Origin of the sequence: Amycolatopsis sp. NPDC049691 (assembly GCF_040675005.1) — a bacterium.
In the GTDB taxonomy this organism is placed as follows: Bacteria; Actinomycetota; Actinomycetes; order Mycobacteriales; family Pseudonocardiaceae; genus Amycolatopsis.
Window position 1 is genome coordinate 59,114 of the sequence record NZ_JBFANX010000005.1, and the last position, 25,102, is coordinate 84,215.

The 25,102-nt window shown below is 71.8% G+C and carries 24 protein-coding genes and 1 pseudogene; 15 read left to right on the plus strand and 10 right to left on the minus strand.

Going from position 1 to position 25,102, the window contains the following annotated elements:
- Positions 1 to 2: 2 nt before the first annotated feature.
- The 4 genes from AB0J40_RS12815 (at position 3) to AB0J40_RS12830 (ending at position 3,676) form a co-directional block, all read left to right on the plus strand.
- The gene (locus AB0J40_RS12815) at positions 3 to 980 is read left to right on the plus strand and encodes an ATP-binding cassette domain-containing protein (protein WP_364451541.1); all 978 of its coding nucleotides are present in this window, start codon (positions 3 to 5) and stop codon (positions 978 to 980) included.
- Positions 970 to 1,734: an ABC transporter permease gene (locus tag AB0J40_RS12820; protein ID WP_364451543.1), complete on the plus strand. Its 765-nt coding sequence runs from the start codon at positions 970 to 972 to the stop codon at positions 1,732 to 1,734. The genes AB0J40_RS12815 and AB0J40_RS12820 overlap by 11 nt, the downstream gene beginning before the upstream one ends.
- Before the next feature lie 78 nt (positions 1,735 to 1,812).
- Positions 1,813 to 2,427: a GH25 family lysozyme gene (locus AB0J40_RS12825; RefSeq protein ID WP_364451546.1), complete on the plus strand. Its 615-nt coding sequence runs from the start codon at positions 1,813 to 1,815 to the stop codon at positions 2,425 to 2,427.
- 19 nt (positions 2,428 to 2,446) lie between these two features.
- Positions 2,447 to 3,676 carry an aminodeoxychorismate synthase component I gene (locus tag AB0J40_RS12830; protein WP_364451549.1) on the plus strand — a complete coding sequence of 410 codons (1,230 nt, stop codon included), beginning with the start codon at positions 2,447 to 2,449 and terminating at the stop codon, positions 3,674 to 3,676.
- Here the strand turns inward: AB0J40_RS12830 and AB0J40_RS12835 are convergent.
- On the minus strand, positions 3,653 to 4,609 hold the full coding sequence (locus tag AB0J40_RS12835; protein ID WP_364451551.1) for an NADPH:quinone oxidoreductase family protein: 957 nt from the start codon (positions 4,607 to 4,609) through the stop codon (positions 3,653 to 3,655). The two genes, AB0J40_RS12830 and AB0J40_RS12835, sit on opposite strands and share 24 nt — an antisense overlap.
- 42 nt (positions 4,610 to 4,651) lie before the next feature.
- Here AB0J40_RS12835 and AB0J40_RS12840 point away from each other — a divergent pair, with 42 nt between their 5' ends.
- Complete coding sequence (locus AB0J40_RS12840) at positions 4,652 to 5,191, plus strand: QsdR family transcriptional regulator (RefSeq protein ID WP_364451554.1); 540 nt, start codon at positions 4,652 to 4,654, stop codon at positions 5,189 to 5,191.
- Here AB0J40_RS12840 and rsmI read toward each other — a convergent pair.
- Positions 5,184 to 6,020, minus strand: a complete 837-nt coding sequence (gene rsmI, locus AB0J40_RS12845) for a 16S rRNA (cytidine(1402)-2'-O)-methyltransferase (RefSeq protein WP_364451556.1) — start codon at positions 6,018 to 6,020, stop codon at positions 5,184 to 5,186. The two genes, AB0J40_RS12840 and rsmI, sit on opposite strands and share 8 nt — an antisense overlap.
- 68 nt (positions 6,021 to 6,088) lie before the next feature.
- On the opposite strand from rsmI, the gene AB0J40_RS12850 reads away from it, so the two are divergent.
- Positions 6,089 to 7,657: a phospholipid carrier-dependent glycosyltransferase gene (locus AB0J40_RS12850; protein ID WP_364451559.1), complete on the plus strand. Its 1,569-nt coding sequence runs from the start codon at positions 6,089 to 6,091 to the stop codon at positions 7,655 to 7,657.
- Position 7,658: 1 nt separating this feature from the next.
- Here AB0J40_RS12850 and AB0J40_RS12855 read toward each other — a convergent pair whose 3' ends face one another.
- A complete protein-coding gene (locus AB0J40_RS12855) occupies positions 7,659 to 8,372 on the minus strand; it encodes a helix-turn-helix transcriptional regulator (protein WP_364452540.1) in 714 nt (237 codons plus the stop codon).
- A 76-nt stretch (positions 8,373 to 8,448) separates the two neighbouring features.
- Here AB0J40_RS12855 and AB0J40_RS12860 point away from each other — a divergent pair, with 76 nt between their 5' ends.
- On the plus strand, positions 8,449 to 9,018 hold the full coding sequence (locus tag AB0J40_RS12860; RefSeq protein ID WP_364451562.1) for a methyltransferase domain-containing protein: 570 nt from the start codon (positions 8,449 to 8,451) through the stop codon (positions 9,016 to 9,018).
- Here AB0J40_RS12860 and AB0J40_RS12865 read toward each other — a convergent pair.
- Positions 9,015 to 10,778, minus strand: a complete 1,764-nt coding sequence (locus tag AB0J40_RS12865) for a serine/threonine-protein kinase (RefSeq protein ID WP_364451564.1) — start codon at positions 10,776 to 10,778, stop codon at positions 9,015 to 9,017. The genes AB0J40_RS12860 and AB0J40_RS12865 overlap by 4 nt on opposite strands.
- A 185-nt stretch (positions 10,779 to 10,963) precedes the next feature.
- Here AB0J40_RS12865 and AB0J40_RS12870 point away from each other — a divergent pair, with 185 nt between their 5' ends.
- Together AB0J40_RS12870 and AB0J40_RS12875 are read left to right on the plus strand one after the other, a co-directional pair.
- Entirely contained in the window at positions 10,964 to 12,835 is a 1,872-nt protein-coding gene (locus tag AB0J40_RS12870) for a propionyl-CoA synthetase (RefSeq protein WP_364451567.1), read from the plus strand.
- Between the two features lie 65 nt (positions 12,836 to 12,900).
- Entirely contained in the window at positions 12,901 to 14,466 is a 1,566-nt protein-coding gene (locus tag AB0J40_RS12875; protein WP_364451569.1) for a beta-N-acetylhexosaminidase, read from the plus strand.
- Here AB0J40_RS12875 and AB0J40_RS12880 read toward each other — a convergent pair whose 3' ends face one another.
- Positions 14,467 to 15,063: a TetR/AcrR family transcriptional regulator gene (locus tag AB0J40_RS12880; RefSeq protein WP_364451571.1), complete on the minus strand. Its 597-nt coding sequence runs from the start codon at positions 15,061 to 15,063 to the stop codon at positions 14,467 to 14,469.
- Positions 15,053 to 15,736 (minus strand): MOSC domain-containing protein, encoded by a 684-nt coding sequence (locus AB0J40_RS12885; protein WP_364451573.1) that lies wholly within the window; start codon positions 15,734 to 15,736, stop codon positions 15,053 to 15,055. The genes AB0J40_RS12880 and AB0J40_RS12885 overlap by 11 nt, the downstream gene beginning before the upstream one ends.
- Before the next feature lie 54 nt (positions 15,737 to 15,790).
- Here AB0J40_RS12885 and AB0J40_RS12890 point away from each other — a divergent pair, with 54 nt between their 5' ends.
- Complete coding sequence (locus tag AB0J40_RS12890) at positions 15,791 to 17,146, plus strand: M20 family metallopeptidase (RefSeq protein WP_364451575.1); 1,356 nt, start codon at positions 15,791 to 15,793, stop codon at positions 17,144 to 17,146.
- Here AB0J40_RS12890 and AB0J40_RS12895 read toward each other — a convergent pair.
- Positions 17,115 to 17,501, minus strand: a complete 387-nt coding sequence (locus AB0J40_RS12895) for a DUF779 domain-containing protein (RefSeq protein ID WP_364451577.1) — start codon at positions 17,499 to 17,501, stop codon at positions 17,115 to 17,117. The genes AB0J40_RS12890 and AB0J40_RS12895 overlap by 32 nt on opposite strands.
- Positions 17,501 to 19,024 (minus strand): aldehyde dehydrogenase, encoded by a 1,524-nt coding sequence (gene adh / locus AB0J40_RS12900; protein ID WP_364451579.1) that lies wholly within the window; start codon positions 19,022 to 19,024, stop codon positions 17,501 to 17,503. The genes AB0J40_RS12895 and adh overlap by 1 nt, the downstream gene beginning before the upstream one ends.
- Positions 19,025 to 19,160: 136 nt before the next feature.
- On the opposite strand from adh, the gene AB0J40_RS12905 reads away from it, so the two are divergent.
- Positions 19,161 to 20,612: a GAF domain-containing protein gene (locus AB0J40_RS12905; protein WP_364452542.1), complete on the plus strand. Its 1,452-nt coding sequence runs from the start codon at positions 19,161 to 19,163 to the stop codon at positions 20,610 to 20,612.
- Between the two features lie 3 nt (positions 20,613 to 20,615).
- Here AB0J40_RS12905 and AB0J40_RS12910 read toward each other — a convergent pair whose 3' ends face one another.
- A complete protein-coding gene (locus AB0J40_RS12910) occupies positions 20,616 to 21,041 on the minus strand; it encodes a nuclear transport factor 2 family protein (RefSeq protein ID WP_364451581.1) in 426 nt (141 codons plus the stop codon).
- 109 nt (positions 21,042 to 21,150) lie between these two features.
- Here AB0J40_RS12910 and AB0J40_RS12915 point away from each other — a divergent pair, with 109 nt between their 5' ends.
- Together AB0J40_RS12915 and AB0J40_RS12920 are read left to right on the plus strand one after the other, a co-directional pair.
- Positions 21,151 to 21,948, plus strand: a complete 798-nt coding sequence (locus tag AB0J40_RS12915; RefSeq protein ID WP_364451583.1) for an SGNH/GDSL hydrolase family protein — start codon at positions 21,151 to 21,153, stop codon at positions 21,946 to 21,948.
- Entirely contained in the window at positions 21,927 to 22,484 is a 558-nt protein-coding gene (locus AB0J40_RS12920) for a TetR/AcrR family transcriptional regulator (RefSeq protein ID WP_364451586.1), read from the plus strand. Before AB0J40_RS12915 ends, AB0J40_RS12920 begins: the two co-directional genes overlap by 22 nt.
- Here AB0J40_RS12920 and AB0J40_RS12925 read toward each other — a convergent pair.
- Positions 22,459 to 23,457 (minus strand): GNAT family N-acetyltransferase, encoded by a 999-nt coding sequence (locus AB0J40_RS12925; RefSeq protein ID WP_364451589.1) that lies wholly within the window; start codon positions 23,455 to 23,457, stop codon positions 22,459 to 22,461. The genes AB0J40_RS12920 and AB0J40_RS12925 overlap by 26 nt on opposite strands.
- 89 nt (positions 23,458 to 23,546) lie before the next feature.
- Between AB0J40_RS12925 and AB0J40_RS12930 the strand changes: the two genes are divergently transcribed.
- Together AB0J40_RS12930 and AB0J40_RS12935 are read left to right on the plus strand one after the other, a co-directional pair.
- Positions 23,547 to 24,266: a DUF2786 domain-containing protein gene (locus AB0J40_RS12930; RefSeq protein WP_364451592.1), complete on the plus strand. Its 720-nt coding sequence runs from the start codon at positions 23,547 to 23,549 to the stop codon at positions 24,264 to 24,266.
- 53 nt (positions 24,267 to 24,319) lie between these two features.
- A pseudogene (locus tag AB0J40_RS12935) lies at positions 24,320 to 25,056 on the plus strand (Long-chain-fatty-acid--CoA ligase).
- Positions 25,057 to 25,102 lie beyond the last annotated feature (46 nt).

Below are 25,102 nucleotides of genomic sequence, written 5' to 3' on the forward strand. Positions count from 1 at the left end.
TCATGATCACGGCACGCGGTCTCGAGCGGCGCTTCCGCCGCAAGGGCCGCACTGGGGGCGAAGTACACGCGGTGAAGGGCGTCGACCTCGACGTCGAGGCGGGCGAGCTCGTCGGGTTCCTCGGGCCGAACGGCGCCGGGAAGACGACCACGCTGCGCATGCTGACCACGCTGCTGAAGCCGTCGGCCGGCACCGCGACCGTCGGCGGCCGCGACCTGCTGAAGGACCCGCTGGGGGTGCGCGAGCGGATCGGCTACGTCGCCCAGGGCGGCGGCAGCTCGCCGGAGACCAAGGTCGCCGACGAGCTGGAGCTGCAGGGCCGGCTCTACCGGATGAGCAAGGCCGACGCGATCGCGCGCGGTGCCGAACTCGCCGAGCAGCTCGACCTGACCGGGCTGGACCAGCGGCTGACCAGGACGTTGTCGGGCGGCCAGCGACGGCGGCTCGACATCGCGCTCGGGCTGATCCACTCGCCGGGGCTCGTCTTCCTGGACGAGCCGTCGACCGGGCTCGACCCGCAGAGCCGCGCCAACCTGTGGGAGCACATCCGCCGGCTGCGCGCCGAGCAGGGCGTCACGGTCTTCCTCACCACCCACTACCTGGACGAGGCGGACGCGCTGGCGGACCGGCTGATCGTCATCGACGGCGGCCGGATCGTCGCCGAGGGCACGCCGGACGCGCTGAAGGCCCGGGTCAACGGCGACCGCGTCGAGGTCGGCGTCGACCCGGAGCAGAGTGCCGACGCCGCCGAGATCGCGGGCCGGCTGGCGGGCGCGCACGAGCTGTCCGCCGACGGCGGGGTGGTCCGGTTCCGCGTGCCGCGCGGCGACGTCGCGCTGCCGGAGCTGCTGCGCGCCCTCGACGCGAAGAGCATCCCGATGCTGTCGGTCCAGGTGCACCGGCCCACGCTCGACGACGTTTTCCTCACCCTGACCGGGCGTTCCCTGCGCGAAGCGGAGGAGGGCACCCGTGCTGCGTGACACCTGGCTGATCTTCCGCCGCGACATGAAGGCGGCGCTGCGCAACCCGACCTGGGTGCTGATCGGGATCATGCAGCCGCTGCTGTACCTCTTCCTGTTCGGGCCGCTGATGGTGAAGGCGATGCAGGCACAGGGCCTGTCCGAAGTGGACGGCTGGATGCTGCTCACCCCGGCGCTGATCGCCCAGCTGGCGCTGTTCGGCAGCTCGTTCGTCGGGTTCGGCCTGCTGGCCGACTACCGGTCCGGCGTGGTCGAGCGGTTCCGGGTGACGCCGGTCAGCCGCGGCGCGCTGCTGCTGGGCAAGGTGCTGGCCAACGCGCTGCAGGCGGTCGTCCAGGCGCTGCTGATCATCGCGCTGGCGTACCTGGCGTTCGACCTCGACGCGCCGGTCGGCGGCGTGCTGCTGAGCCTGGTGATCGTGTTCCTGCTGGCGGTTTCGCTGGCGTCGTGCTCCTACGCGCTGGCGCTGACGTTGAAGAGCGAGGAGACCTTCCCCGCGCTGCTCAACGCCGTGCTCATCCCGCTGCTGCTGCTTTCCGGGATCCTGCTGCCGATCACGGCGGGCGTCGCGCCGAAGTGGCTGTACACCGTTTCCCAGATCAACCCGTTCCGCCACGTCGTGGACGTCGAGCGGAACACCTTCCGCGGCGACTTCACGATGGACGCGTTGTTCACCGGCAGCGTCGTGGTGCTGGTGATGGCGGTGGTGTCCGTGTGGTGGGGCACCCGGACGTTCCAACGCGAAAACGCCTGATCAACCAGCGGGTTGTCACTGCGGGTCCGCCTCCGGCGACGTATGGTGTGCTCTCCACCGACGTGCCGGGGGCGGACTGTGACGGAACCGGAGAGCGAACGCGGGATCTCGCTGTCCCACCGGGAGCGGGTGACCGACTGGCACGCCGTCCGCGGGGCGGAGACCCGGTTCGTGTCGGTGACCATCAGCGAGAACGTCAACTGGACCAACTCCGCGGCCGAGCGCAACCTGGCCGGCGCGCAGGAGGCGGGCCTGCACGCCGGCGGCCGCCACTACGCCCGCCCCGGCGCGGCGCACGACCAGGCCGACCACTTCGTCCGCACGGCCAGCAGGCTCGGCGCGTTCGCGCCCGGGTCGCTGGCGCCGGCGCTGGAAGTGGCGGCGCCGAGCGTGGACGACCGGTTCATCAAGACGTGGATCAAGCACGTCCGGCACGCGGCGCGCATCGAGCGGGTGCTCGTCTACGCCGACCACGACTGCTGGGCGAACCGGCTGCACCCGGACCGCTGGGCCGACAGCGAGGTCGTGCTGTGGCTGGTCCGGCACAACGGCATCCCCGGGCGGCCGGGCTGGTTCCACTCGCGGCTCGGCGTGCACCAGCACGCGTACGGCCCGGACATCCGGGGGGTCGACGGGCCGGTGGAGCAGAACGCCGTCGTGTACCCGTTCACATTGGGTGACCTGCTGCTCTGACGTGTGGTGGTATGTCGCCATGCGCGTGACGAGCAGGGCACTCCGGACGGACGTCACGCCCGCGCGCGCTTTTTCGGTACTCGCCCACCACAACGCGTCCCGCGGGCTGCCGCCGCCGGCGATGCTGTCCGGTGACTGGTTTTCGTCGCGGGCGGTGCTCGCGCCTTCGCTCACGGTTTCGCCCCGGGGTTTTCCTTCTTGCCCGGAGGTCGACGCTCCGCCGGAGGTGATCGGTGGCGGGTGGTTCGGGTACCTGGCGTACGACGCCTCCGGCTCGCTTCCGCCGGCGGCGTGGGGCTGGGCGGACCACGTGCTGCGGTGGTCCTCTTCGGGCACCTGCTACCTGGAGTCCCTCGACGGCGGTGGGCCTTCGGTGTCCACAATGGAGTCACTACTGGCTTCTGCGCCTGGGTCGCTCTCGTGGTCCGCGGGACCCCTGCGGCGTCCCCTGCCGTCGGAGCACCGGGACGCGGTGAAGGCGTGCGTGCACGCGATCGAAGCCGGGGAGTTGTTCCAGGCCAACATCTGCAGCCGGTTCACGGGGTCGTTTTCCGGGTCCACCGCTGCTTTGTTCGCGGCCGGGGTGTCCTCTTTGGATCCACGGCGGGCGGCGTACGTCTCGGGGTCGTGGGGCTCGGTGGTGTCGTTCTCGCCGGAGCTGTTCCTGGCGCGCCACGGCCGGGCGGTCCGCTCGACGCCGATCAAGGGCACGCTCCCCCGCCGCGGGCCCGCCGACGACGGGAACGCTTTGTTGTTGCGCCAGTCGGTCAAGGACGTGGCGGAGAACGTGATGATCACCGACCTGGTGCGCAACGACCTCGGCCGCGTGTGCGAGGTGGGGTCGGTGACCGTGCCGTCGCTGCTGCGGGTCCGGCCGGCCCCGGGGGTGTGGCACCTGGACTCGACGGTGACGGGGACCCTCCGACCGTCCGTTTCGGACAGTCTCCTGCTGGAGGCGACCTTCCCGCCCGGTTCCGTGACCGGCGCGCCGAAAATCCGCGCGCTGGACCTGATCGCGTCACTGGAACCCTGCGGACGCGGGGTGTACACGGGCGCGATCGGGTTGCTGTCCCCGGCGGCGGGACTGGAGCTGAACGTCGCGATCCGGACGTTCGAGATCGCGTCGGGCACGGTGTCCTTGGGAGTGGGCGGCGGCATCACGGCCGACTCGGACCCGGAGGCGGAGTGGCAGGAGTGCCTCCACAAGGCGGCACCCCTGGAACGCCTACTTGCCGGGGTCGAGCAGTAGCTTGCCGACGGTCGCGCGGGACCGCAGGGCGTCGTGCGCGCCGCGGGCGTCCGACAGCGGGTACTCGCCGCCCGGGATCGCCTTGAGCTTGCCCTCTTCGACCAGCTGGAACAGCTCGTCGAGGGCGGTCCCGAAGACGTTGCCGGGCAGGCGGAAGACGTGCGGCAGCCACATGCCGCTGATGGTGGTGCTGTGGCCGAGCAGGTTGCGCAGCTCGACGGGCTTCGGGTTCTCCCGGCCGGCCATGCCGTAGAAGGCGAGCCTGCCGAACGGCGCGAGCGCGGCGATGCTCTGGTCGGTGGTGCTGCCGCCGACCATGTCGAGCACGACGTCGACGCGGCGGCCGTTGTTCGCCTCGAGCAGGGTCGCGGTCATGTCCTCGGCACGCGAGTCGACGGCGACGTCGGCCCCGAGTTCGAGCGCGAGGGCGCGCTTCTCGTCGCTGCTGGCGGTGGCGATGACGCGGCCGGCGCCCCAGGCCTTGGCGAGCTGGACGGCGACGGTCCCGACCCCACCGGCGGCGGCGTGCACGACGACCGACTCGCCCTTTTCGAGGTGGGCGTTCCGCTTGAGCAGGACCCACGCGGTGGTGCCCTGGACCAGCATGGACAGTGCGGTGAGGTCGTCGACGCCGTCGGGAACTCCGAAGGTGGTCGCCTCGGGCGCGACGGCCTTCTCGGCGTACCCGCCACCGCCGTTGAGCAGGGCGACGACCCGCTTTCCGCCGGTCTTGCCGACCACCTCGCCACCGGGGACGAGCGGCAGCTTCGACGGCGCGAGGTAGGAGTTCTCGGCCTGGTGGGTGTCGGCGTAGTTGACGCCGATGCGCTCGACGTCGATGAGCACCTCACCGGGGCCGGCCACGGGATCGGGCAGCTCGACCGGCGTGAGCACCTCGGGTCCGCCGAACTCGGTCACCTGCACTGCGCGCATCTGCGTTTCCCTTCCCGTGGTGGCTGTGAGACATTCTGACATATGTCTCACACGGCTGCGTTCGACCTCGCCCGCGACTGGTTCCTGGCCGGTCGCCGGGTGGACATGGGCGAGCTGGCGGAGGCGCTGTCGATCAGCCGGGCGACCCTGCACCGCCGGGTGGGATCCCGGGATCGGCTGTTGGGGGAGATCTTGTGGTCGCTGTCGTCGGCGTCGATCGCCCGCCTGTGGCCGTCGTGCGTCGGGCGAGGGGCAGCGGGGGTGGCGGACTTCGTGAGCGGGTACGTCCGGTTCGCGAACGAGTCCCCGCCGTTCCGCGACTTCCTCCGCCGGGAACCGGAGCGGGCGCTGCGGCTGTTGACGACCCGCGCAAGCGTTTGCCAGCAGCGGACCACGGCGGAGCTGGAGTCGCTTTTGGCCGGTGAGGTCTCGGCCGGGCGGCTGGAGCCGCCGTTGCCGGTGCCGGACCTGGCTTACCTGCTGGTGCGGATCGGGGAGTCGTTCGTGTACACGGACGTGATCACCGGGGACGCCCCTGACGCGGCGAAGGCGCATGCCGCGGTGACGGCGCTGCTCACTTGACCCGCGAGGCCAGCACGGCGTCGTAAAGCTCCTTTTTGGACACCCCAGCGGCCTCGGCGACTTCCGCGGCCGCGGACTTCAGCCGTTCCCCGGCAGCCACCCGCTCGGAAACCTCCGACACCAGATCCGCCACCGAAACCGACCGCGGTGCGGCACCCTCGAGCACCACCGTGATCTCCCCGCGCACGCCCTCCGCGGCCCAGTCGGCGAGCGAAGAAAGCGACCCCCGCTTCACCTCTTCATACGTCTTCGTCAACTCCCGGCACACCGCGGCCCGGCGAGACGCCCCCAGCACCGACGCGGCGTCCGCCAGCAGCGACGCCAACCGGTGCGGGGACTCGAAGAACACCACCGTCCGCAGCTCGGACACCAACGACGTCAACCACCGCGTCCGCTCCCCCGGCTTGCGCGGCGCGAACCCCTCGAAACAGAACCGGTCGCACGGCAAACCGGACAAAGCGAGCGCCGTGGTCACCGCGGACGGACCCGGCAGGCACGTCACCGGAAGAGAAGCAGCAACACAAGCCGCCACCAGGCGGAAGCCCGGATCGGACACACTGGGCATACCGGCGTCCGTCACCAGCACCACCGTCTCGCCCTCGCGTAACGATTCGAGCAGCTTGGGCAGCCGTGCCGTTTCGACGTCCTCGTAGAAACTCACCACCCGGCCGCGCGGGGTCACCTCCAGCGCGGATGCCAGCGAGCGCAGCCGCCGCGTGTCCTCGGCCGCGATGACGTCGGCTTCCGCCAAGGCCGAAGCCAGGCGCGGGGAAGCGTCGCGGACGTCGCCGAGCGGGGTGGCGGCGAGGATGAGACGGCCCGGAGTCACCCGGCCAGCCTAGGCTGATCAGCCGATCCCGACGACGCACGCCCCGCCGCGCCCGTAGGATCGCCCCCGTGACCGCCGTGCTGACCCGTGCCGACGACGAGAGCGTCCGGCCGGACCCCCTCGAGGCGCTCCGGCCGCCGACCGACCGCGAAGTGACCCTGCTCGGCCGCGGCATGCCGACCGACCGGTTGCGCGGCTGGGTCGTCACCATCGTGCTGACCGTGATCGGCGGCATCGTCCGGCTGCAGAACCTCGGCGTGCCGACGGACAAGGGCAGCCCGGTCTTCGACGAGAAGCACTACGTCCCGCAGGCGTGGCAGATGCTGCGCAACGGCGGTTACGAGGACAACTACGGCTACGAGCTGGTCGTCCACCCGCCGCTGGCGAAGCAGCTGATCGCGATCGGCGAATGGCTGTTCGGCTACAACGGCTGGGGCTGGCGGATCATGCCCGCGCTGGCCGGCACGCTGATGGTGCTGCTGGTCGTCCGCGTCGCCCGCCGCCTGACGCGCTCGACGCTGCTCGGCGGCATCGCCGGCATCCTGGTGATCAGCGACGGCGTGCTGCACCTGCAGTCGCGCATGGGCATGCTCGATATCTTCATCGCGCTGTTCGTGCTCGCCGCGTTCGCCTGCCTGCTCGTCGACCGCGACCAGGTGCGCACCCGGCTCGCGACGGCCGTCCGCGAAGGCTGGGTCAACGAGTCCGTGTGGGGCCCCAAGCTGGGCTTCCGGTGGTGGCGGTTCGCGACCGGGCTGATGATCGGGCTCACCTTCGGCGTCAAGTGGTCGGCGCTGTACTACATCGTCGCGTTCGGGCTGCTGTGCGTGTTCTTTGACGTCGCGGCGCGGCGCGCGGCCGGCGTCGAACGGCCGTGGCTGGGCACGATCCGCCGGGACGTGCTGCCCGCGCTGTGGGCGATCCTGCTCGTCCCGTTCCTGATGTACCTCGGCGCGTACTGGGCGTGGTTCGCCAGCGAAACAGCGACCGACCGGCACTACACGGAGATCAAGGACATCGCGCCGGGCATCTGGTCGTGGGTCCCGGCGTCGCTGCGGTCGCTCGCCGACTACACGGGCAACGTCCTGCACTTCCACGAAACGCTGGTCACGCCGAAGGACAACCCGCACCCGTGGGAGTCGAAGCCGTGGACGTGGCCGATGGGGCTGCGCCCGATGCTCTACAGCTACGACGGCGACGTCACCGGCTGCGGCGAGGCCCGCTGCGTCAGCGCGACGATGCTGATCGGCACGCCGGCGATGTGGTGGCTGGCGATCCCGATGCTGGGCTGGTCGGTGTGGCGCTCGGTGTTCCGCGCGGACTGGCGCTACGCGGCGGTGCTGGTGGGCTACCTCGGCGGGTACGTCTTCTGGTTCACCAACATCGACCGCCAGATGTACTTCTTCTACGCGACGCCGCTGGCCGCGTTCCTCGTGCTGGGGTTGACGTTGTGCCTCGGCCAGATCCTGGGCAGCGCGCGGCGCGGGTTCGAAAGACGCGGGACGGGCCTGCTCGTCGTGTCGCTCTACGTGGGGTTGGTGGTCGCGAACTTCGCCTGGCTGTGGCCGATCCTGAACGGGGTCGCGATCACGACGGGCCAGTGGGAAGCCGAGCGCTGGCTGCCGTCCTGGCGGTAGCTCAGCCCGCGAAGTACGCCCCCGGCGTGACGCCGACCGCGCGCCGGAAAGCCGCGACGAACGCGCTCGCCGAGCTGTAGCCGACCCGGTGCGCCACCGTCGCCATCGGTGCGCCTTGGGCCAGCAGCGGCAGCGCCGCCCGCAGCCGCACCTGCGTGCGCCACGTCCCGAACGGCATCCGGCACTCGCGGACGAACAGCCGCGCCAGCGTCCGCTCCGCCGCGCCGACGTCCCGGCCGAACTCGGCCAGACTCCGCGGGTCCGCTGGGTTCGCGACGACTGCGCGCTCGACGTCGCGAGCCCGCGGGTCGGCCGGCGACGGCACCACGATCGGCACCACGTCCAGGGGTTCCAGCAGGTCGAACGCCACCGCCTCGGCGCGCAGGCGGGCGGCCGCGGCCACGCCATCACCGGTCAGGTACTCCAGCAGCTCGCGCAGCAACGGCCGGACCACCACCATCCGCGGCGCCGGCCACGACACCGGGGACAGCTCGGGGTCGGCGTAGATGCCGCGCAGTGCCGCCCGGCCGAGCGCGCCCGTGCGGTGCTGGACGCCCGCCGGGATCCACAACGCGCGGGTCGGCGGGAGGACCCAGCCCGCGTCGCCCGCCTTCACCGCGACGACCCCGCGGGCCGACCAGACCAGCTGGTGGACCGGGTGCTCGTGCCAGGGGAACCAGGTGCCGGCGGGCAGGTCGACCTCGCCGAGCAGCATGGCCTGGCTGTTTCGCGACATCACTTGGCAGGCTATCGGCTACCGGCCACTGCCGCGCCGAAATAGCGTCGGACGCATGCCGATGAACCTGATCCACCGCAAGATCTGCAGCTCGGAGAAGTGGGCGGCGACGGTCGAGGAGCGGCTGACGCCGTGGCTGAAGCAGCGCGACCTCGGCGACGACGTCCTCGAGATCGGTCCCGGCTTCGGCGCCACGACGAACGTGCTGCTCAAGTCGGTCCCGAAGCTGACGGTGCTGGAGATCGACCCGGCGTCGAGCGAGCTGCTGCGGGCGAAGTACGGCGACCGCGCCGACGTCGTCGAGGGCAGCGGCGCGGAAATGCCGTTCGAGGACGGCCGCTTCTCCGCCGTCGTGTGCTTCACGATGCTGCACCACGTCCCGACGAAGGAGCTGCAGGACGCGATCTTCGCCGAGGCCGCGCGGGTCCTGCGCCCGGGCGGCACCTACTGCGGCAGCGACGGCCAGCTCAACCTGCGCTTCCGCCTGCTGCACATCGGCGACACGATGAACGTCGTCGACGCGGCGACGTTCCCGGCGCGGCTCGAGAAGGCGGGTTTCGAGCAGGTGAAGATCCAGCACCACCCGAAGGAGCTGCTGATCTTCGAGGCCGTGAAGCCCGGTTAGCGGCGCGGCACCTGGCCACCCGGCTGGCGCGGCACCACGCGCGTCACCGGGCCGTCGGCCGACTTGCCCGCCCGCGACAGCCACCCCTCGACCTCGCGCCGCACGGCGTTCAGCGTCGGACGGCGACGCGGCTCCGGGTCCAGCGAGGCCGCCAGCAGCCGGGCGTGCGCGCTCCGCTGGGGCAGGCGGGACACCGGTTCGGCCCGGGCCGCGGCCATCAGCGCCGCCATCGGGGTCTCGCGCGTGCCCCGCGGGGGCTGGCCGGACAGGGCGTAGCTGATCGTCGCCGCCAGCTGCCAGGCGTCCGACGCCGGCGAGGCCGCCGCGCCCATCGCCTGCTCCGGGGCCACGAAGTCCGGCGTGCCGATCATCATGCCCGTCGCCGTCATCTTGGAGTCGCCCTGGCTGCGGGCGATGCCGAAGTCGATCAGGTGGGCCAGGCCGCTCGGGTCGAGGATGACGTTCGACGGCTTGATGTCGCGGTGCAGGACGCCCTTCTCGTGCGCCGCGGCGAGCGCGCCCGCCATCGTCGCCCAGAGGCGGCCGGCCGCGACGTCGTCGAGCGGGCCCTGGCCGTCGACCAGCTCGGCCAGCGGGCGGCCTTCCAGGTACTCCATGACCAGGGCGAGCCCGTCCGGCTCCTCGGCCAGGTCGTACACCTTGACGCAGTTGGGGTGGCTGACCACGGCCAGCGCGCGGGCCTCGCGCTGCATCCGCTCGGCGGTGTCACGGTCCGGCGCGTGCGCGATCTTCAGCGCGACCGTGCGGTTGAGCTGGGTGTCGACGGCCTGCCAGACCGTGCCGAACCCGCCCGCGCCGAGCTGCTTGACGCGGCGGTAGCGGCTGCCGCCGGCGTTGCGCGAGCCGGGCGGCGGCGGGATCGGGCCCGGCGCCGCGGCCAGCGCGCCCGCCATCGGCGGCGGCTCGGGCGCGGAGGCAAGCGCCGTCTTCGGGTACGGCCGGTTGACCGGGGGCGGCGGCGGGGGCGGCGGGGTCGGGCGCGGCTGGACCTGCGACGGCGGCGGGCCCTGCGGCTCCTGCTCGCGGCGCGGCGGCGCGTCGGAGCGGTTGATCACCGACCACGGCGGCGGCCCGACCATCGCGACCGGGATCAGACCCAGCACGCTGAACGGCAGGAAGCCGAGCCAGAAGTGCAGTGCCGTGTTCGCCTCCATGCCGACGCTGAACACGAGCGTCGCGGCGAACGGGATCCAGAAGAACCGGGACGGCCACTTCGGGCCGCGGCGGAAGGCGGTCCGGCCCTGCAGCATGACGAACAGCAGCGAGCCCGCGCCCAGGACGATGAACGCCACCAGGTAGACGAAGAAGGGGAGGTCGTCGGCGCCGGTGCTGCGGGAGGAAAAGACGTCGAAGACCGTCTGCCTGCCGCCCAGGTAGTCCACCTGGGAATCGACCCAGCAGCCGCCAGGACCCCGCAGCGTCGAAAGCTCGGTCGCGGACAGGCCGGTCTTCTCCTTGGCGAACGCCGAGCGGTAGACGCCCGAGACGCCGTTGGCCAGCAGCCACGGCAGCACCAGCGCGCTGACCAGGCCGATCGCGCCGAAGACGCCCAGCGTCGTGGCGTCGTACCGGTTGCCGGTGCCCTTCCGGATGATCGACACGGCGAGCGCGCCGGCCGGCGGGATCAGCGCGACGAGCGCGCCGGCCGCACTCGTGGCCCACACCCAGTCGCCGGGGCAGAAGCCCGGGCCGAACAAGGAATGGGCTAGCGAGAGCAACGCGCTCGCGAGTCCGTTCACCGCCGGATCCCCTCACTGTCCGTGTTCACTTCGTACCTTCACGCCGCGTTTCCCCGCGGTCCAGCTTAGGACGCTCCCGGCCGCCGCGAGGTTGCCGGGTCTTCAGGCTGCCCGGAATCCGGCGAGCCCGCCGCTCCCGCGCCATGATGGGGGCCGGCGCGGATGTTCGACGTGAAGGAGCGGCAATGGGCGCGTACGCCGAGGCCTACCGGCGCAGCCTGACGGACCCGGAAGCGTTTTGGCTGGCCGCGGCCGGGAACATCAGCTGGACGAAGGCGCCGGAACGGGCTCTGGACAGCTCGAACCCGCCCTTCTACCGGTGGTTCCCGGACGCCGAGCTGAACACCTCGTACAACGCGCTCGACCGGCACGTCGAGGCCGGTCGCGGCGGCCAGGCCGCGCTGATCTGGGACTCGCCCGTGACCGGACGGCAACGCAGTTACACCTACGAGGAGCTGCGGGACACCGTCGCGAAGTTCGCCGGCGCGCTCGGCTCGCTGGGGGTCACCAAGGGTGACCGGGTGATCATCTACCTGCCGATGGTGCCCGAAGCGGCGATCGCGATGCTGGCCTGCGCGCGGATCGGCGCGGTGCACTCGGTGGTCTTCGGCGGGTTCGCGCCGAAGGAGCTGGCCGCGCGGATCGAGGACGCGAAGCCCAAGGTGATCCTGGCGGCGTCCTGCGGGATCGAGCCGGCCCGGGTGGTCGAGTACAAGCCGATCGTCGACGCCGCGCTCGGGATGACCGAGCACCAGCCCGACCACGTCGTCGTGCTGCAGCGCGAGCAGGCGCCGGCCGAGCTGGCCAAGGGGGATCTGGACTGGCGCGAGCTGACGGCGAACGCCGATCCGGCCGACCCGGTACCAGTCGCGGCCACCGACCCGCTCTACATCCTCTACACGTCCGGGACCACCGGGAAGCCGAAGGGCGTCGTGCGCGACACCGGCGGCCACGCCGTCGCGCTCGCCTACTCGATGGACGCGATCTACGACGTCCACGCCGGCGACGTCTGGTGGACGGCCTCCGACGTCGGCTGGGTCGTCGGGCACTCCTACATCGTGTACGCGCCGCTGCTGGTCGGGGCGACCACCGTGCTCTACGAGGGCAAGCCGGTCGGCACGCCGGACGCGGGCGCGTTCTGGCGGGTCATCGCCGAGCACGGCGTCCAGGCGCTGTTCACCGCGCCGACCGCGCTGCGGGCGATCAAGAAGGTCGACCCGGACGCCCGCGAGCTGGCGAAGTACGACCTCAAGGCGTTCCGGACACTCTTCATGGCCGGCGAGCGGCTCGACCCGGAGACCTACCACTGGGCGCACGAGAAGCTCGGCACGCCGGTCGTCGACCACTGGTGGCAGACCGAAACCGGGTGGCCGATCGCGGCCAACCCGCGCGGCCTGGAGCCGATGGAGGTCAAGCCGGGTTCGGCGACCAAGCCCGTCCCCGGCTGGGACGTCCGGATCCTCGACCAGGCGGGTGAGGAGCTGCCGGCCGGCCGCGAAGGCGCCATCACGGTCAAGCTGCCGCTGCCGCCGGGCTCGCTGCCGACGCTGTGGGGCGACGACGAGCGCTACCGCGAGGCCTACCTCTCCCGCTACGACGGGTACTACCTGACCGGCGACTCCGGTTACCTCGACGAAGACGGCTACCTGTTCGTCATGGGCCGCACCGACGACGTCATCAACGTCGCCGGGCACCGGCTGTCGACCGGGTCGATGGAGGCTGTGCTGGCCGCGCACCCGGCCGTCGCCGAGTGCGCGGTCATCGGCGTCGCCGACCAGCTCAAGGGCCAGCTGCCCCGCGGGTTCGTCGTGCTGAAGGCGGGCGCGGACATCGACCCGGACCAGCTGCGGGACGAGCTGGTGGCGATGGTGCGCCGGGACATCGGGCCGGTCGCCGCGTTCCGCGAAGTGTCCATTGTGGACGCGCTGCCGAAGACGCGGTCGGGCAAGATCCTGCGCAAGACCATGCGCGCGATCGCCGACGGGCGCGACGAGGCCGTGCCGTCCACGATCGAAGACCCGAGCGTCCTCGAAGCCATCCGGCAGGCCCTTCGTTAAGGACTGTTCCAAATGGCCCCGCTGGTCTGTACCTTTGGGAGGAGTCCCCGACCGGAGGTGCCCTGATGCGCTTGTCCAGAGCCGTCTTGACCGCGGCGATCGTGAGTCTCACGGCCGTCGGCGTCCCCGCTGCCGCGGTGGCCGCGCCGGCCGCCCCGGAACGCAGCGTGACCGACGTCGTCCCGGCGCCCGTCTCGGCGAAGGCCGACCCGCGGGGCGGCTTCAAGCTGACGCCGCTCACCGTGATCAGCGCCGGCCGCGGCGCCGGCCAGGTCGCGGACTACCTGCGCGGCCTGCTGCGCCCGGCCACCGGCTACCCGCTGCCGGTCGTGCCGCACGCCGCCGGCCTGCCCGCGATTTCCCTGCAGCTCGGCCACGACGCGCGGATCGGCACCGAGGGTTACGAGCTGAAGGTGTCGCGCGACGGCGTCTCCCTGAAGGCCAACACCGCGGACGGGCTCTTCGAAGGCGTCCAGTCGCTGCGGCAGCTGCTGCCGTCGGCGATCGACGCGAACCGCGTCCAGCACCGGACGTGGACCGTCGCCGGCGGCACGATCCTCGACTACCCGCGCTTCGGCGAGCGCGGCGCGATGCTCGACGTCGCCCGGCACTTCTTCAAGCCGGACCAGGTCAAGCGGTACATCGACCAGATCGCCCAGTACAAGATCAACACGCTGCACCTGCACCTCGCGGACGACCAGGGCTGGCGGATCGAGATCAAGAGCTGGCCGAAGCTCGCGACGGTCGGCGGTAAGACCGCCGTCGACGGCGACCCGGGCGGCTACTACACCCAGGCGCAGTACCAGGACATCGTCGCGTACGCGGCTTCGCGGCACATCACGGTGATCCCCGAGATCGACATGCCGGGCCACACGAACGCGGCGCAGTCGACGTACGCGGAGCTGAACTGCGACGGCAAGGCCGTCCCGGTGCGCACGGACACCGAGGTCGGCTACAGCTCGCTGTGCATCTCCTCGCCGATCACCTACAAGTTCGTCGAGGACGTCGTCCGCGAGCTGGCGGCCCTCACCCCCGGGCCGTACCTGCACATCGGCGGCGACGAAGCGCACTCGACGCCGCCCGCCGACTACATCGCGTTCGAGAAGAAGGTCCAGCCGATCGTCGCCAAGTACGGCAAGAAGGTCACCGGCTGGCACGAGATCGCGAAGTCGGACCCGCCCGCGTCGGCGGTCCCGCAGTACTGGGACTTCGGCGGCGACAACGCCTCGGTGGCGGCTGCCGCGGCGCGCGGCAGCAAGATCCTCATGTCGCCGGCGAACTACGCGTACCTGGACATGAAGTACGACCCCTCGACCCCGCTGGGGCAGGACTGGGCCGCGCTGATCGAGGTGAAGGACGGCTACAGCTGGGATCCGGCGTCGCTGGTGACCGGCGTCGGCGAAAAGCAGGTCGCGGGCGTCGAGGCACCGCTGTGGACCGAGACGATCCGGACGAGCGCCGACATCGAGTACATGGCGTTCCCGCGGCTGCCGGGCATCGCGGAGATCGGCTGGTCCCCTCGTGCCACCCACAACTGGGACGCCTACCGGGCGCGGCTGGCGAAGCAGTCCCCGCGCTGGGTCGCCCAGGGGATCAACTTCTACCGCTCCCCGCAGGTCGACTGGAAGTAGCTACGCACCGGCCAGGCGAGCGTTCATCGCTCGCCTGGCCAAGGCGTAGGCCCGGGTCCCGCCGTTGAGGACCGCGTCCGCGTTGGCCGCGCGGCCCAGCGCGTGCAGCTCGAACGCCAGTACCTCCGGGTCCGCGTCCACGTGCCCCAAGGCGACCGCTTCGACGGCCGTCTCCCGGATGAACGCGGCGAACGAGCCGCTCGCCGCGGCCACCGCGTCGTGGACCCGGCCGGGCCGCGCGTCGAACTCCGCGCCGACGTTGAAGAAGAAGCACCCGCCCGGGAACACGCGCTTTTCCGAGTAGTCCAGCCAGTTTTCGCAAATCGCCCGCAGGCGCGGCAAGCCGGGCGAGACCGCCGCGGCCGGGGTCACGACGTACGACCGGAAGATCTCCAGCGCGGCCTCGATCGTCGCGAGCTGCAGTTCCTCCTTGGAGCCGAACAACGCGAACACGCCGCTCTTGCTCAGCTCCAGTTCGGTCGCCAGCCGGCCGAGGGACAGCCCGTCGAGGCCGTCGACCGACGCGACGTCCACCGCCCGGCGCAGCACCACACGCCGGGTCGCGTCGCCGCGGGCGAGCCTGCCGTCAGCCGGCACGCCGCGCCCGCCAGCGGTCCACAGTGGACTGGACGCCGTCGCGGTAGGCCGCCGAGAGCGCGGGCGTCGCCAGCACGCGGTCCGCGAGGTCCAGCGCCGCCTCGACCCGGTCCGGCGGCAGCTGCCCGTAGTTGGCGAAGGTGATCAGGTAGACCTCGGTGATCGTCGGCCCGTCCGCGCGCTCCACCAGGTCGATCGTCCCGGCCGTCGGCACCGTGCCGGGCCGCAGCACGCGCAGGTACCAGCCGCAGCGGCCGGAGTCGATCATCAGCGGGGTGACGTCCTTGCGGCCGGTCTTCATGGCGAGCTTGAAGCACGGCTGCCGCGGCTGCGAGACCTGCACCAGCGCGTCACCCCAGGCCCAGACGTCCCCGACCCGGACGTCGTCCTCGGTGGCCCCGCGCAGCGAGACGTTCTCGCCGAAACCGCCCGGCTCCGCGTCGAGGCCGTCCGCCGCCCAGTTCGGGTAGTGCTCGACCGGGTAGACGTACACGGCCTTGTCGACCCCGCCGTGCACGGTGAGGTCGGCCTGCCGGTCGCCGTCGAGGTTCAGCTCGGTCAGCCCCAGCTCCGGCGCCGTGACCGGCGCTTTCGTGATCGCGCTCAGCACCGGCCGCTCCCGCCGGTAGCCCAGCACGCTCGGTTCGCCCACATACACGCCCGCCAGCTCCATGCCATGAAGATAGCACGACCGTTCGTATTGTTTTCTCCCTCTAGGCTGACGGTCATGGAACTGCTCGACCAGGCCCGCGCCCACGTCGACTCCGGCGCCTTCTTCACCGAACTCGCCCGGCTCGTCTCCTACCCCACGGTCAGCGACGCACCCGAAGGCCGGGAAGCGATCCAGGCGTACCTCGACGAAGTCCTGGCGCCCGCGCTGGCCGGCCTCGGCTGCGAAGTCACCGAGCACCCCAACCCGGACCTAGCGGGCGGCCCGTTCCTCCTCGGCGTCCGGACCGAAGGAGAAGACCTGCCGACGCTGCTGTGCTACGGCCACGCCGACGTCGTCGGGGAAGCGGGGCAGTGGCGCGACGGGCTGGACCCGTGGACGCTCACCGCGGACGGCGACCGCTGGTACGGCCGCGGCACCGCCGACAACAAGGGCCAGCACCTGGTCAACCTCACGGCGTTGCGGCTGCTCCTGGCCGAACGCGGAAAGCTGGGCTTCAACCTCAAGTTCCTCTTCGAAACCGGCGAAGAGATCGGCTCCCCCGGCCTCACGGAGTTCGCGGCCCAGGAGAAGGACCTGCTCGCCGCGGACGTCCTCATCGCCTCCGACGGCCCGCGCCTCGACGCGGCGACCCCGACGCTGTTCCTCGGCGCCCGCGGCGGCATCCGCCTCACCCTCGACGCCGACCTGCGCCCGGATGCCGCCCACTCCGGCAACTGGGGCGGGATCCTGCGCAACCCGGCGACGACGCTCGCCGCCGCGATCGCGAGCCTGGTCGACGGCCACGGCCGCGTCCAGGTCCCCGAGCTGCTGCCGCCGGAGCTGCCGGACAGTGTGCGCGCCGCGCTGGCCGTTGTGGTCGTCGACGCGGACGAGGGCTGGGGCGACCAAAACCTGACGCCCGCCGAGCGGCTCTACGGCTGGAACACCCTGGAGGTGCTCGCGCTCGGCGCGGGTGACCCCGCCCGCCCGGTGAACGCGATCCCCGGCCGGGCGCGAGCGGTCCTCCAGCTGCGGTACGTCGCCGGCACCGACGTCGACGGCGTCGCACCCGCCATCCGGAAGCACCTTGCCGCACAAGGTTTTTCGATGGTCGACGTGCGAGCCGACGCCACCTTCCTCGCCAGCCGGACCCCGGTCGACGACCCGTGGGTGACCTGGGCCCGCGAAGCGCTGGGCGAAGTCACGGACAAGCCCGTCGCCCTGCTGCCCAACTTCGGCGGCGGGCTGCCCAACCACGTCTTCACCGACGTCCTCGGCATGGCGACGCTGTGGCTGCCGCACTCCTACCCGGGCTGCCTGCAGCACGCGCCGGACGAGCACCTGCTCGCCCCGGTCGCCCGGGAGGGGCTGGTGCTCGCCACGGCGTTGTTCGCAGCGCTCAGTTCAGCGCCGCCGACTCCTCGTCGGTGAGCAGCCGGGAGCGGATCAGGAAGCGCACGCCTTCGGGCGCCTCCAAGGAAAACCCGCTCCCGCGGCCGGGCACGACGTCGATCGTCAGGTGCGTGTGCTTCCAGTACTCGAACTGCGGCCCGGACATCCAGACCGGCACGACAGCGCCGTCCTTGATGCCCTCGACCTCCAGGTCGCCCAGGAGCACGTCGGACGCGCCGGTGCGGAACTCCCCGGCCGGGTAGCACATCGGGGCACTGCCGTCGCAGCACCCGCCGGACTGGTGGAACATCACCGGGCCGTGGAGCGACACCAACCGCCGCAGCAGCGCCGCGGCGGCCGGTGTCAGGTCCACCCTTTGCGGCGGTCGCGTCATCAGAAGAACCCGAGCGCCTGGTCGGAGTAGGACACGAGCAGGTTCTTCGTCTGCTGGTAGTGGTCGAGCATCATCTTGTGGGTTTCGCGGCCGATCCCGGACGCCTTGTAGCCACCGAAGGCCGCGTGCGCCGGGTAGGCGTGGTAGTTGTTCACCCAGACGCGGCCCGCCTGGATGTCGCGGCCGGCGCGGTAGGCGGTGTTGCCGTCGCGCGACCAGACACCGGCGCCGAGGCCGTACAGCGTGTCGTTGGCGATCTTCAGCGCGTCGGCGTAGTCGTCGAACTTCGTCACCGAGACGACCGGGCCGAAGATCTCCTCCTGGAAGATCCGCATCTTGTTGTCGCCGGCGAACACCGTCGGCTCGACGTAGTAGCCGCCGGACAGCTCGCCGCCGAGATCGGACCGCGTGCCGCCGGTGAGGATCTCGGCACCTTCCTGCTTGCCGATGTCGATGTAGGACAGGATCTTCTCGAGCTGGTCGTTGGACGCCTGCGCGCCGATCATCGTCTCGGTGTCGAGCGGGTGGCCCTGCTTGATCTTGCGGACCCGCTCGACGCCGTCCCCGAGGAACCGGTCGTAGATGCCGGACTGGATCAGCGCCCGCGACGGGCAGGTGCAGACCTCGCCCTGGTTCAGCGCGAAGAGCGCGAAGCCCTCCTGCGCCTTGTTGTAGAAATCGTCGTTGTGCGCGGCGACGTCGTCGAAGAAGATGTTGGGGCTCTTGCCGCCCAGCTCGACGGTCACCGGGATGATGTTCTCGCTGGCGTACTGCAGGATCAGCCTGCCGGTGGTGGTCTCGCCGGTGAAGGCCACCTTGCGGATGCGGTTGCTGGAGGCCAGCGGCTTGCCCGCCTCGACGCCGAAGCCGTTGACGATGTTGACCACGCCCGGCGGGATCAGGTCGCCGATGATCGAGAACAGCAGGTGGATCGACGCCGGCGTCTGCTCGGCCGGCTTGAGCACGATCGCGTTGCCCGCGGCCAGCGCCGGGGCCAGCTTCCAGACCGCCATCAGGATCGGGAAGTTCCACGGGATGATCTGCGCGACCACGCCGAGCGGCTCGTGGAAGTGGTAGGCGACGGTGTTCTCGTCGATCTGCGAGATGCCGCCCTCCTGGGCGCGCAGGGCGCCGGCGAAGTAGCGGAAGTGGTCGATGGCCAGCGGGATGTCGGCGGCCAGGGTCTCGCGGACCGGCTTGCCGTTCTCCCACGACTCGGCGACCGCGATGGCCTCGAGGTGCTGCTCCATCCGGTCGGCGATCTTCAGCAGCGTGTTCGCGCGCTCCTCGATCGAGGTCCGGCCCCAGGCCGGCGCCGCGCCGTGGGCCGCGTCGAGGGCCTTCTCGACGTCCTCGGCGTTGCCGCGGGCGATTTCGCAGAACGTCTTCCCGGTGACGGGGGTGGGGTTTTCGAAGTACCGGCCGCTCGCGGGCGGCACGTACTCGCCGCCGATGTAGTGGTCGTAGCGCGACTCGTAGCTGACGACGCTGCCTTCGGTGTTCGGTGCGGCGTACTGGACCATCTTCCCTGCCTCGTTGCTCGGAGTGACGGTTGAGCTGGTGGCGGCGAAGGTAGGCGCGGCAACGTTGCACGCGCGTTGCAGCGCTGCGCGCCGGCTATCTACCCTGGTGAACGTGGCAGAGGCGCCCGAACCGGAGATGCTGCGGGACCCCGAGTCCTACGCGCGGCTGCTGGCGCACGTCCGCGACGCGGTGCTCCAGGGCGTCCCCGGACCGCGGCCGCCACGCTCCGTGGTCTCCGACTCGTGGCACCGTTCGCTCGCCGCCCGCGTCGACCCGGACGAGGGCGAAGCGCCGTTCGTCTACTCCGCCGAAGCCCTCTCGTCGCTGCGCGAAGCCCATCCGCTGGCCCCGGTGCTGCCGGTGCTGCGGCAGATGCTGGTGAGCATCGCCGACGACGCCGAGCACGTGATGATCGTGACCGACGCCGAAGGCCTGATCCTGTGGCGCGAGGGCGCGGTGAGCCAGCTGCTGCGCGGCGACCGCGTCGGGCTCACCGAGGGCACCCGGTGGAGCGAGGCGGCGATCGGCACCAACGCCATGGGGACGGCGCTGGCCACCGGCGAGCCGGTGCAGATCCACTCGGCCGAGCACCTGGTCCGGCGCTACCACACGTGGACGTGCGCGGCGGCGCCCGTGCGCGACCCCGAAACCGGTGTCCTGCTCGGCTCGATCGACGTCAGCGGGCCGCTGCGCACGGTGCACCCGGCGATGATCTCGCTGGTCACGGCCACGGCCCAGCTCGCCGAGGGCCAGCTGCGCGCCCAGCTCGCGATCCGCGACGAACACCTGCGGCGCGTCAACATGCCGCACCTGGAAGCCCTGCGCGGCCGCCCCGGCGCGCTGCTGTCGGCGGGCGGCCGGGTGCTGGCCGCCCAGTCGTGCCTGCTGCCGTCCACAGTGGACGTCCGGCGCGGCGGCGGGACGGTCGCCCTGCCCGACGGCAGGCTCGCCACGGTCGAGCCGCTCGACGAGGGCTACTTGCTCCGGCTCGCTTCCGGTGGTGGCGGCGGCCAGCGGTCACGGCTGCGGCTGGAGTACCTTTCGGACGGTCCGCACACGACCACTGTGGACGGTCGCGAAGTCCCGTTGACGTTGCGGCACGCCGAAATCCTGACGCTGCTCGCGTTGCACCCCAACGGCCTTTCGGCGGAGCGGCTGGCCCTGCAGCTCTACGGCGAGACCGGCAACCCGGTGACGGTCCGCGCCGAGATCCACCGCCTGCGCTCCCAGCTGGGCGCGTCGGTGGTGCAGACGCGCCCGTACCGCCTGGCGGCCGACGTCGACGCGGACTTCGCCACGGCGCGGGCGCGCCTGCGCACCGGGTCGCCGTCCGACGTACTGCGCCTATTCCGCGGGCCGCTGCTGCCCGAGTCGGAGGCGCCCGCGATCCGCGAGGAGCGCGAGACGCTGACGGCCCAGGTGCGTCAGGTGGCGCTGAACAGCGGCGACCCGGGCGTGCTGTGGTCGTTCTGGGAAACCGCCTGCGGCGTCGACGACTTCGCCGTGCTGGACGCCCTGCTGCGGACGCTCCCGGCGGCCGACCCGCGGCGGGCCGCCGTCTCGGCCCACCGCGCCCGGCTCGCCTGAGCGTCACGGCTCGAGGTCGGTCACGCCCTTGCCGGTCGCGAAGTCGAACGGCACCGACGCCTGGTCGTGGACGATCACCCAGCCGTCGCCGGCCTTGCGGAGGACGAAGGTGGCCCGGACCCACATGCCGTTCGCCGCCGTCCCGTCGCGCAGCGTGCCGCTGACCCGGCCGAAGCCGTGGCCGACGGCCAGGTCGGTGTCCAGAAGGACGGTCAGGTCGCGCAGCTCGTAGTCCACCTCGTCGAAGAGGGCGAAGACCTTCGCCCAGTTCTTCAGCTTCGCGTCGACCCCGACGTGCTGCAGCGGCGGCTCGACGTCGTAGGACACGACGTCCGGGGCGTAGAGCTTCCGCAGCGCGTCGAGGTCCTTGGCGCGCAGCCCTTCGACGATCTTGCCGATGTGCTGCCGGATTTCCGGTTCGAGTGTCATGCCGGTCTGACGAAGCGGGCCTGGTGTTTGTGACGACCCAGGTAGACACCGTCTACAGAAGTTTGATAGACAGTGTCTACAAGGTGAACCAGGGGTTACGGAGATCGGGATGAGCTACCACCGTTTCGTCGTCCTCGGCGACAGCTGCGCCGAAGGGCTCGACGACCCGTACCCCGACCGGCGCGCCTATCGGGGCTGGGCCGACTTCGTCGCCGCCCGCCTCGCCCAGGACGAGCCGGACTTCCGCTACGCCAACCTGGCAGTCCGCGGCCGGCGGCTCGACCAGATCGTCCCCGAGCAGGTCCCGGCGGCGACCCGGCTGGCACCCGACCTCGTCGCGCTGTTCGGCGGCGGCAACGACGTCATGAGCCGCGGGTGGGACGCGCGGACCGTGGCCCGGCGGGTCGACGCCGCCGTCCGCGCGTGCACGGAGATCGCGCCGGTGGTGGTCACGTTCACCCTCAGCGACGTCTCCCACCGGATGCCGCTCGGCCGCCGGATGCGGCCGCGGATCGTCGCGCTCAACGAGGCCATCCGCGAGGCCGCCGTCAGCTACGGCGCGCTGCTGATCGACCTGTGGCCCGACCAGGCGGTCACGGATTCGCGGTACTTCGGCGCCGACCGGCTGCACCTGTCCGCGCACGGCCACCGCCGGCTCGCCGCGTACGTGCTCGGCCTGCTCGGCGTCGCGCACGACCCGGCGTGGCTCGAACCGCTGCCGGGCGTCGCGGCGCCGGGGAGCAGGCGCGCCGACGTGCAGTGGCTGCTGCGCGAGGTCCTGCCGGTAGCGGTGACGCGCACGCGCAACCGGCTGATCGGCCGCCAGCCCGGCGACGGCTTCTTCCCGAAGCGCCCGGAGCTGCTCCCCATGACCCGGGACGAGGCATGGGCACCCGGCAACGCCTGATCGACACGGCATCCGAGCTGCTGGCGGACAGCGGCGTCGAGGCGGTGACGCTGCGCGGAATCGCGAAGGCGGCGGGCGTTTCGCACGGCGCACCGCTGCGGCACTTCTCCGGCCGCGCCGAACTGCTGTCCGCCGTGGCGACGCGCGGGTACGCGGAGCTGCTTTCCCGGAGGGACACGCTGCCGGGCAACTCACCACGGGAACGGCTGACGGCGGCGTGCCACAGCTACCTCGACTTCGCGCTGAAGAACCCGGCGATGTTCGAGCTGATGTTCCGCCGCGACCTGGTGGACGCGGAGGACCCGGCGCTGTCGGCGGCGGCGAGCGCGGTGTTCGACACGTTCGCGGTGCTGGTGGCGGCGGTCCCGACCCCGCTCGCCCGCTCCGGCGCCGACCTGCGCCTGGTCGCGGCCTCGCTGTGGGCAGCATTGCACGGGCTGGCCCAGCTGTGGCTGTGGGGCGGGCTGGCGGGGGCGAGTTTCGCGCCCTCACCGGAGTCGGCGCTGGCCGTCACGCTGGACGCGTACCTGGGCTGACGTCCCGCTGCACGGCGATCATGGATGGCAGCGTCGTGAAGCCGATTTCCCGGTTGACGCGGATCATGTGCGCGTTGTCGGCCCCGGTGGTGGTGCTGATCCACGCGACGGCGGGACGCTCGGCAAGCAGCCACCGCACCATGTGCGCCTTGACGCAGCGGCCGAGGCCCCGGCCCCGGTGCGCGGCCACCACGGCGGTGTCCCGCTGGTACGCCCAGTCCGGGCGGCGCGGGTGCACGCAGACTTCGGTGAAGCCGGCGATGTCCCCGGTGCGCTCGTGGACCGCGGCCACGATCCGCTGGTCGAGACCCTGTGCCCGCGCCTCGGCTTCGGTGGCGCGCACCCGCGCGGGCGTCCACTGCGGCCAGCGGTAGCCCGACTCCCCGAGTGGGGCGTCGTGGATCGCACCGCGCGCGGCAGCGTAGGACTCGAGCACAGCCACCGGCGCGGCACCGGCCCACCGCAGAAGCCGGTAGCCCGCCGGCACCGGCACGTCCCAGCGCGACCGGTCGGCCACGGCGGTCACCAGCGCCTGCCGCACGATCGTGCGGACCGGGCGGAAGCCCATCGCCGCGGCCCACGGCTCGCCCGCGGTGCCGGCGACGACCTCCCAGCCCTCGATGACCCGCCGACCCCGCTCCCGGAGAGCGGGCAGCACCGCCCGCAGCATCGCGCCGCCGATCCCCGCGCGCCGGGCGGCCGGGTGCACGACGACGTGCGTCACCCCGATCGCGCTGTTCTCGGCTTCGAGGAAGTGCACTTGGGCGAGCGCGACGAGGGCGTCGCCGCGGAAGCCCAGCCAGCGCGCGGCCTCGCCCATGCCCGGCAGGGGCCGGGTCCACCGCCCCGCCAGTTCCGCCAGGGGCAACGGGGCTTCGCCGGGCCGGTCGACGAGGTGGCTCGCCACCAGCAGGTCGTGGCAGCGGGCGAAGTCGGCCGCCGCCGGGTCGAACCGCGTGATCTCCAAGTCCACCGCTCCCCCTCCGGTCGTTCGCCCAGTCTTCCAGGACACGCCGCCCCCGGTGCGGGCGTCCGAACACCTGATCGAATACCCTGCCCTCCATGACCGAGTCAGACCCGCAGCTCGAGCGCATCCGGAAGCTGCTGGCCAAGGCCGAGGACCCGGCGGTCACCGAGGCGGAGGCCGAGGCCTACAACAAGAAGGCCGCCGAGCTGGTCGCGCGGTACGGGATCGACCAGGCGATGCTCGCCGCCGCCGGCGCGACCTCCGATGACATCGGCACCCTGAAGATCCCGATGAACGACCCCTACAGCCGCGACAAGGCGAGCCTGCTGACCTCGGTCGCCTACCCGCTGCGCTGCCGGACGCTGCTGCACCGGTTCGGCCAGAAGGTCGACAGCGTCACGGTCTTCGGCTTCCGCTCCGACCTCGGCCGGGTCGAGCTGCTGTTCACCAGCCTGCTGCTGCAGGCGAGCACGCAGCTGACGCGCGTCCGGCCGGACGGCTTCTTCCCCGGCGAGTCGCTCGCCGCCTACCGGCGCACCTGGCTGCACGGCTTCGCCCGCGCGGTGCACGAGCGGCTGTCCGAGGCCGAGCAGGAAGCGGTCCGCACCGCGGCGTCCGGCGCGAAGTCGGCCGAGCTGGTCGTCCGGGACCGCGCGCAGCTGGTGCAGCACGCGTTCGACGCCGAGTACGGCGGCTTGCGCTCGGCGGCGCCCCGGCGGCTGTCCGGCAGCGGCTACCTCGACGGCCACGATGCCGGCACACGCGCCAACCTCGATCCGTCGGCGCTCACCCGCCGGCTCAAGGCCCTGCGCTGAGCGTCGCCCGGTTGCCGGTGTCCGGCCGGTGATCTTTTCGCTTCACTGAACTCATGCGCGTTGTCGATCTTGCCGCTCGCCCCGATCTGCTCGACGCGGCACTCGGCCTCGGCGACGTCGGCGGCCAGTTCATCTACCAGGGTGCGAGCGGCCGGATGATCACCGGCGAGCGGTTCTCGCGCCACTGGGCGCGCTACTTCCTGATCGCCCTCGACGACGACGGCGTCCCGATGGCACGCGCGTTGTCGGTCCCGCTCGCGTTCCCGGCGGAAGACCGCGCCGAACTCCCGGACCACGGCTGGGACCAGGCGATCGAGTGGGCTGCCCAGGACGTGATGGACGGCCGTGAGCCCACCGCGTTGTGCGCGCTGGAAGTCGTCATCGCGCCACACCTGCGTGGCCGCGGACTGGCCGCGCCGATGCTGAAAGCGCTGAAGGCGCGGGCCGCGGAAACGGGACTGCGCAAGCTGATCGTGTCGGTCCGCCCGATCGGCAAGGAGGCCGAGCCCGCCGTCCCGATGCCGGAGTACGCGGCCCGCCGCCGCGAAGACGGCCTGCTCGCCGACCGCTGGCTGCGCACCCACGAGCGTCTCGGCGCGCGAGTCGTGAAGGTGTGCCGTTCGCCGTGACGCTGTCCGGTTCGCTCGCCGACTGGCGTGCCTGGACCGGCGTGAAGCTCCAGGAGGGCGAGAACTTCATCCCGGGCGGCATCGCCCCCGTGTACGCGTCGACCGCCTACGACACCGCGACCTACGTCGAGCCGAACGTCTGGATGGACCACCCGATGTGAAATCGGGGATCACCCTGATATCCCCACGCGAACCCACCTGCTAACT

What these genes read in the sequence shown, in the direction of transcription:
- AB0J40_RS12815 (WP_364451541.1), top strand. Translation starts at nt 3, where the DNA reads ATGATCACGGCACGCGGTCTCGAGCGGCGCTTCCGCCGCAAGGGCCGC.
- AB0J40_RS12830 (WP_364451549.1), top strand. Translation starts at nt 2,447, where the DNA reads ATGCGCGTGACGAGCAGGGCACTCCGGACGGACGTCACGCCCGCGCGC.
- AB0J40_RS12835 (WP_364451551.1), bottom strand. Translation starts at nt 4,609, where the DNA reads ATGCGCGCAGTGCAGGTGACCGAGTTCGGCGGACCCGAGGTGCTCACG.
- AB0J40_RS12840 (WP_364451554.1), top strand. Translation starts at nt 4,652, where the DNA reads ATGTCTCACACGGCTGCGTTCGACCTCGCCCGCGACTGGTTCCTGGCC.
- AB0J40_RS12855 (WP_364452540.1), bottom strand. Translation starts at nt 8,372, where the DNA reads ATGCTGCTCGGCGAGGTCGACCTGCCCGCCGGCACCTGGTTCCCCTGG.
- AB0J40_RS12860 (WP_364451562.1), top strand. Translation starts at nt 8,449, where the DNA reads ATGCCGATGAACCTGATCCACCGCAAGATCTGCAGCTCGGAGAAGTGG.
- AB0J40_RS12870 (WP_364451567.1), top strand. Translation starts at nt 10,964, where the DNA reads ATGGGCGCGTACGCCGAGGCCTACCGGCGCAGCCTGACGGACCCGGAA.
- AB0J40_RS12875 (WP_364451569.1), top strand. Translation starts at nt 12,901, where the DNA reads ATGCGCTTGTCCAGAGCCGTCTTGACCGCGGCGATCGTGAGTCTCACG.
- AB0J40_RS12885 (WP_364451573.1), bottom strand. Translation starts at nt 15,736, where the DNA reads ATGGAGCTGGCGGGCGTGTATGTGGGCGAACCGAGCGTGCTGGGCTAC.
- AB0J40_RS12890 (WP_364451575.1), top strand. Translation starts at nt 15,791, where the DNA reads ATGGAACTGCTCGACCAGGCCCGCGCCCACGTCGACTCCGGCGCCTTC.
- AB0J40_RS12895 (WP_364451577.1), bottom strand. Translation starts at nt 17,501, where the DNA reads ATGACGCGACCGCCGCAAAGGGTGGACCTGACACCGGCCGCCGCGGCG.
- adh (WP_364451579.1), bottom strand. Translation starts at nt 19,024, where the DNA reads ATGGTCCAGTACGCCGCACCGAACACCGAAGGCAGCGTCGTCAGCTAC.
- AB0J40_RS12905 (WP_364452542.1), top strand. Translation starts at nt 19,161, where the DNA reads ATGCTGCGGGACCCCGAGTCCTACGCGCGGCTGCTGGCGCACGTCCGC.
- AB0J40_RS12910 (WP_364451581.1), bottom strand. Translation starts at nt 21,041, where the DNA reads ATGACACTCGAACCGGAAATCCGGCAGCACATCGGCAAGATCGTCGAA.
- AB0J40_RS12915 (WP_364451583.1), top strand. Translation starts at nt 21,151, where the DNA reads ATGAGCTACCACCGTTTCGTCGTCCTCGGCGACAGCTGCGCCGAAGGG.
- AB0J40_RS12920 (WP_364451586.1), top strand. Translation starts at nt 21,927, where the DNA reads ATGGGCACCCGGCAACGCCTGATCGACACGGCATCCGAGCTGCTGGCG.
- AB0J40_RS12930 (WP_364451592.1), top strand. Translation starts at nt 23,547, where the DNA reads ATGACCGAGTCAGACCCGCAGCTCGAGCGCATCCGGAAGCTGCTGGCC.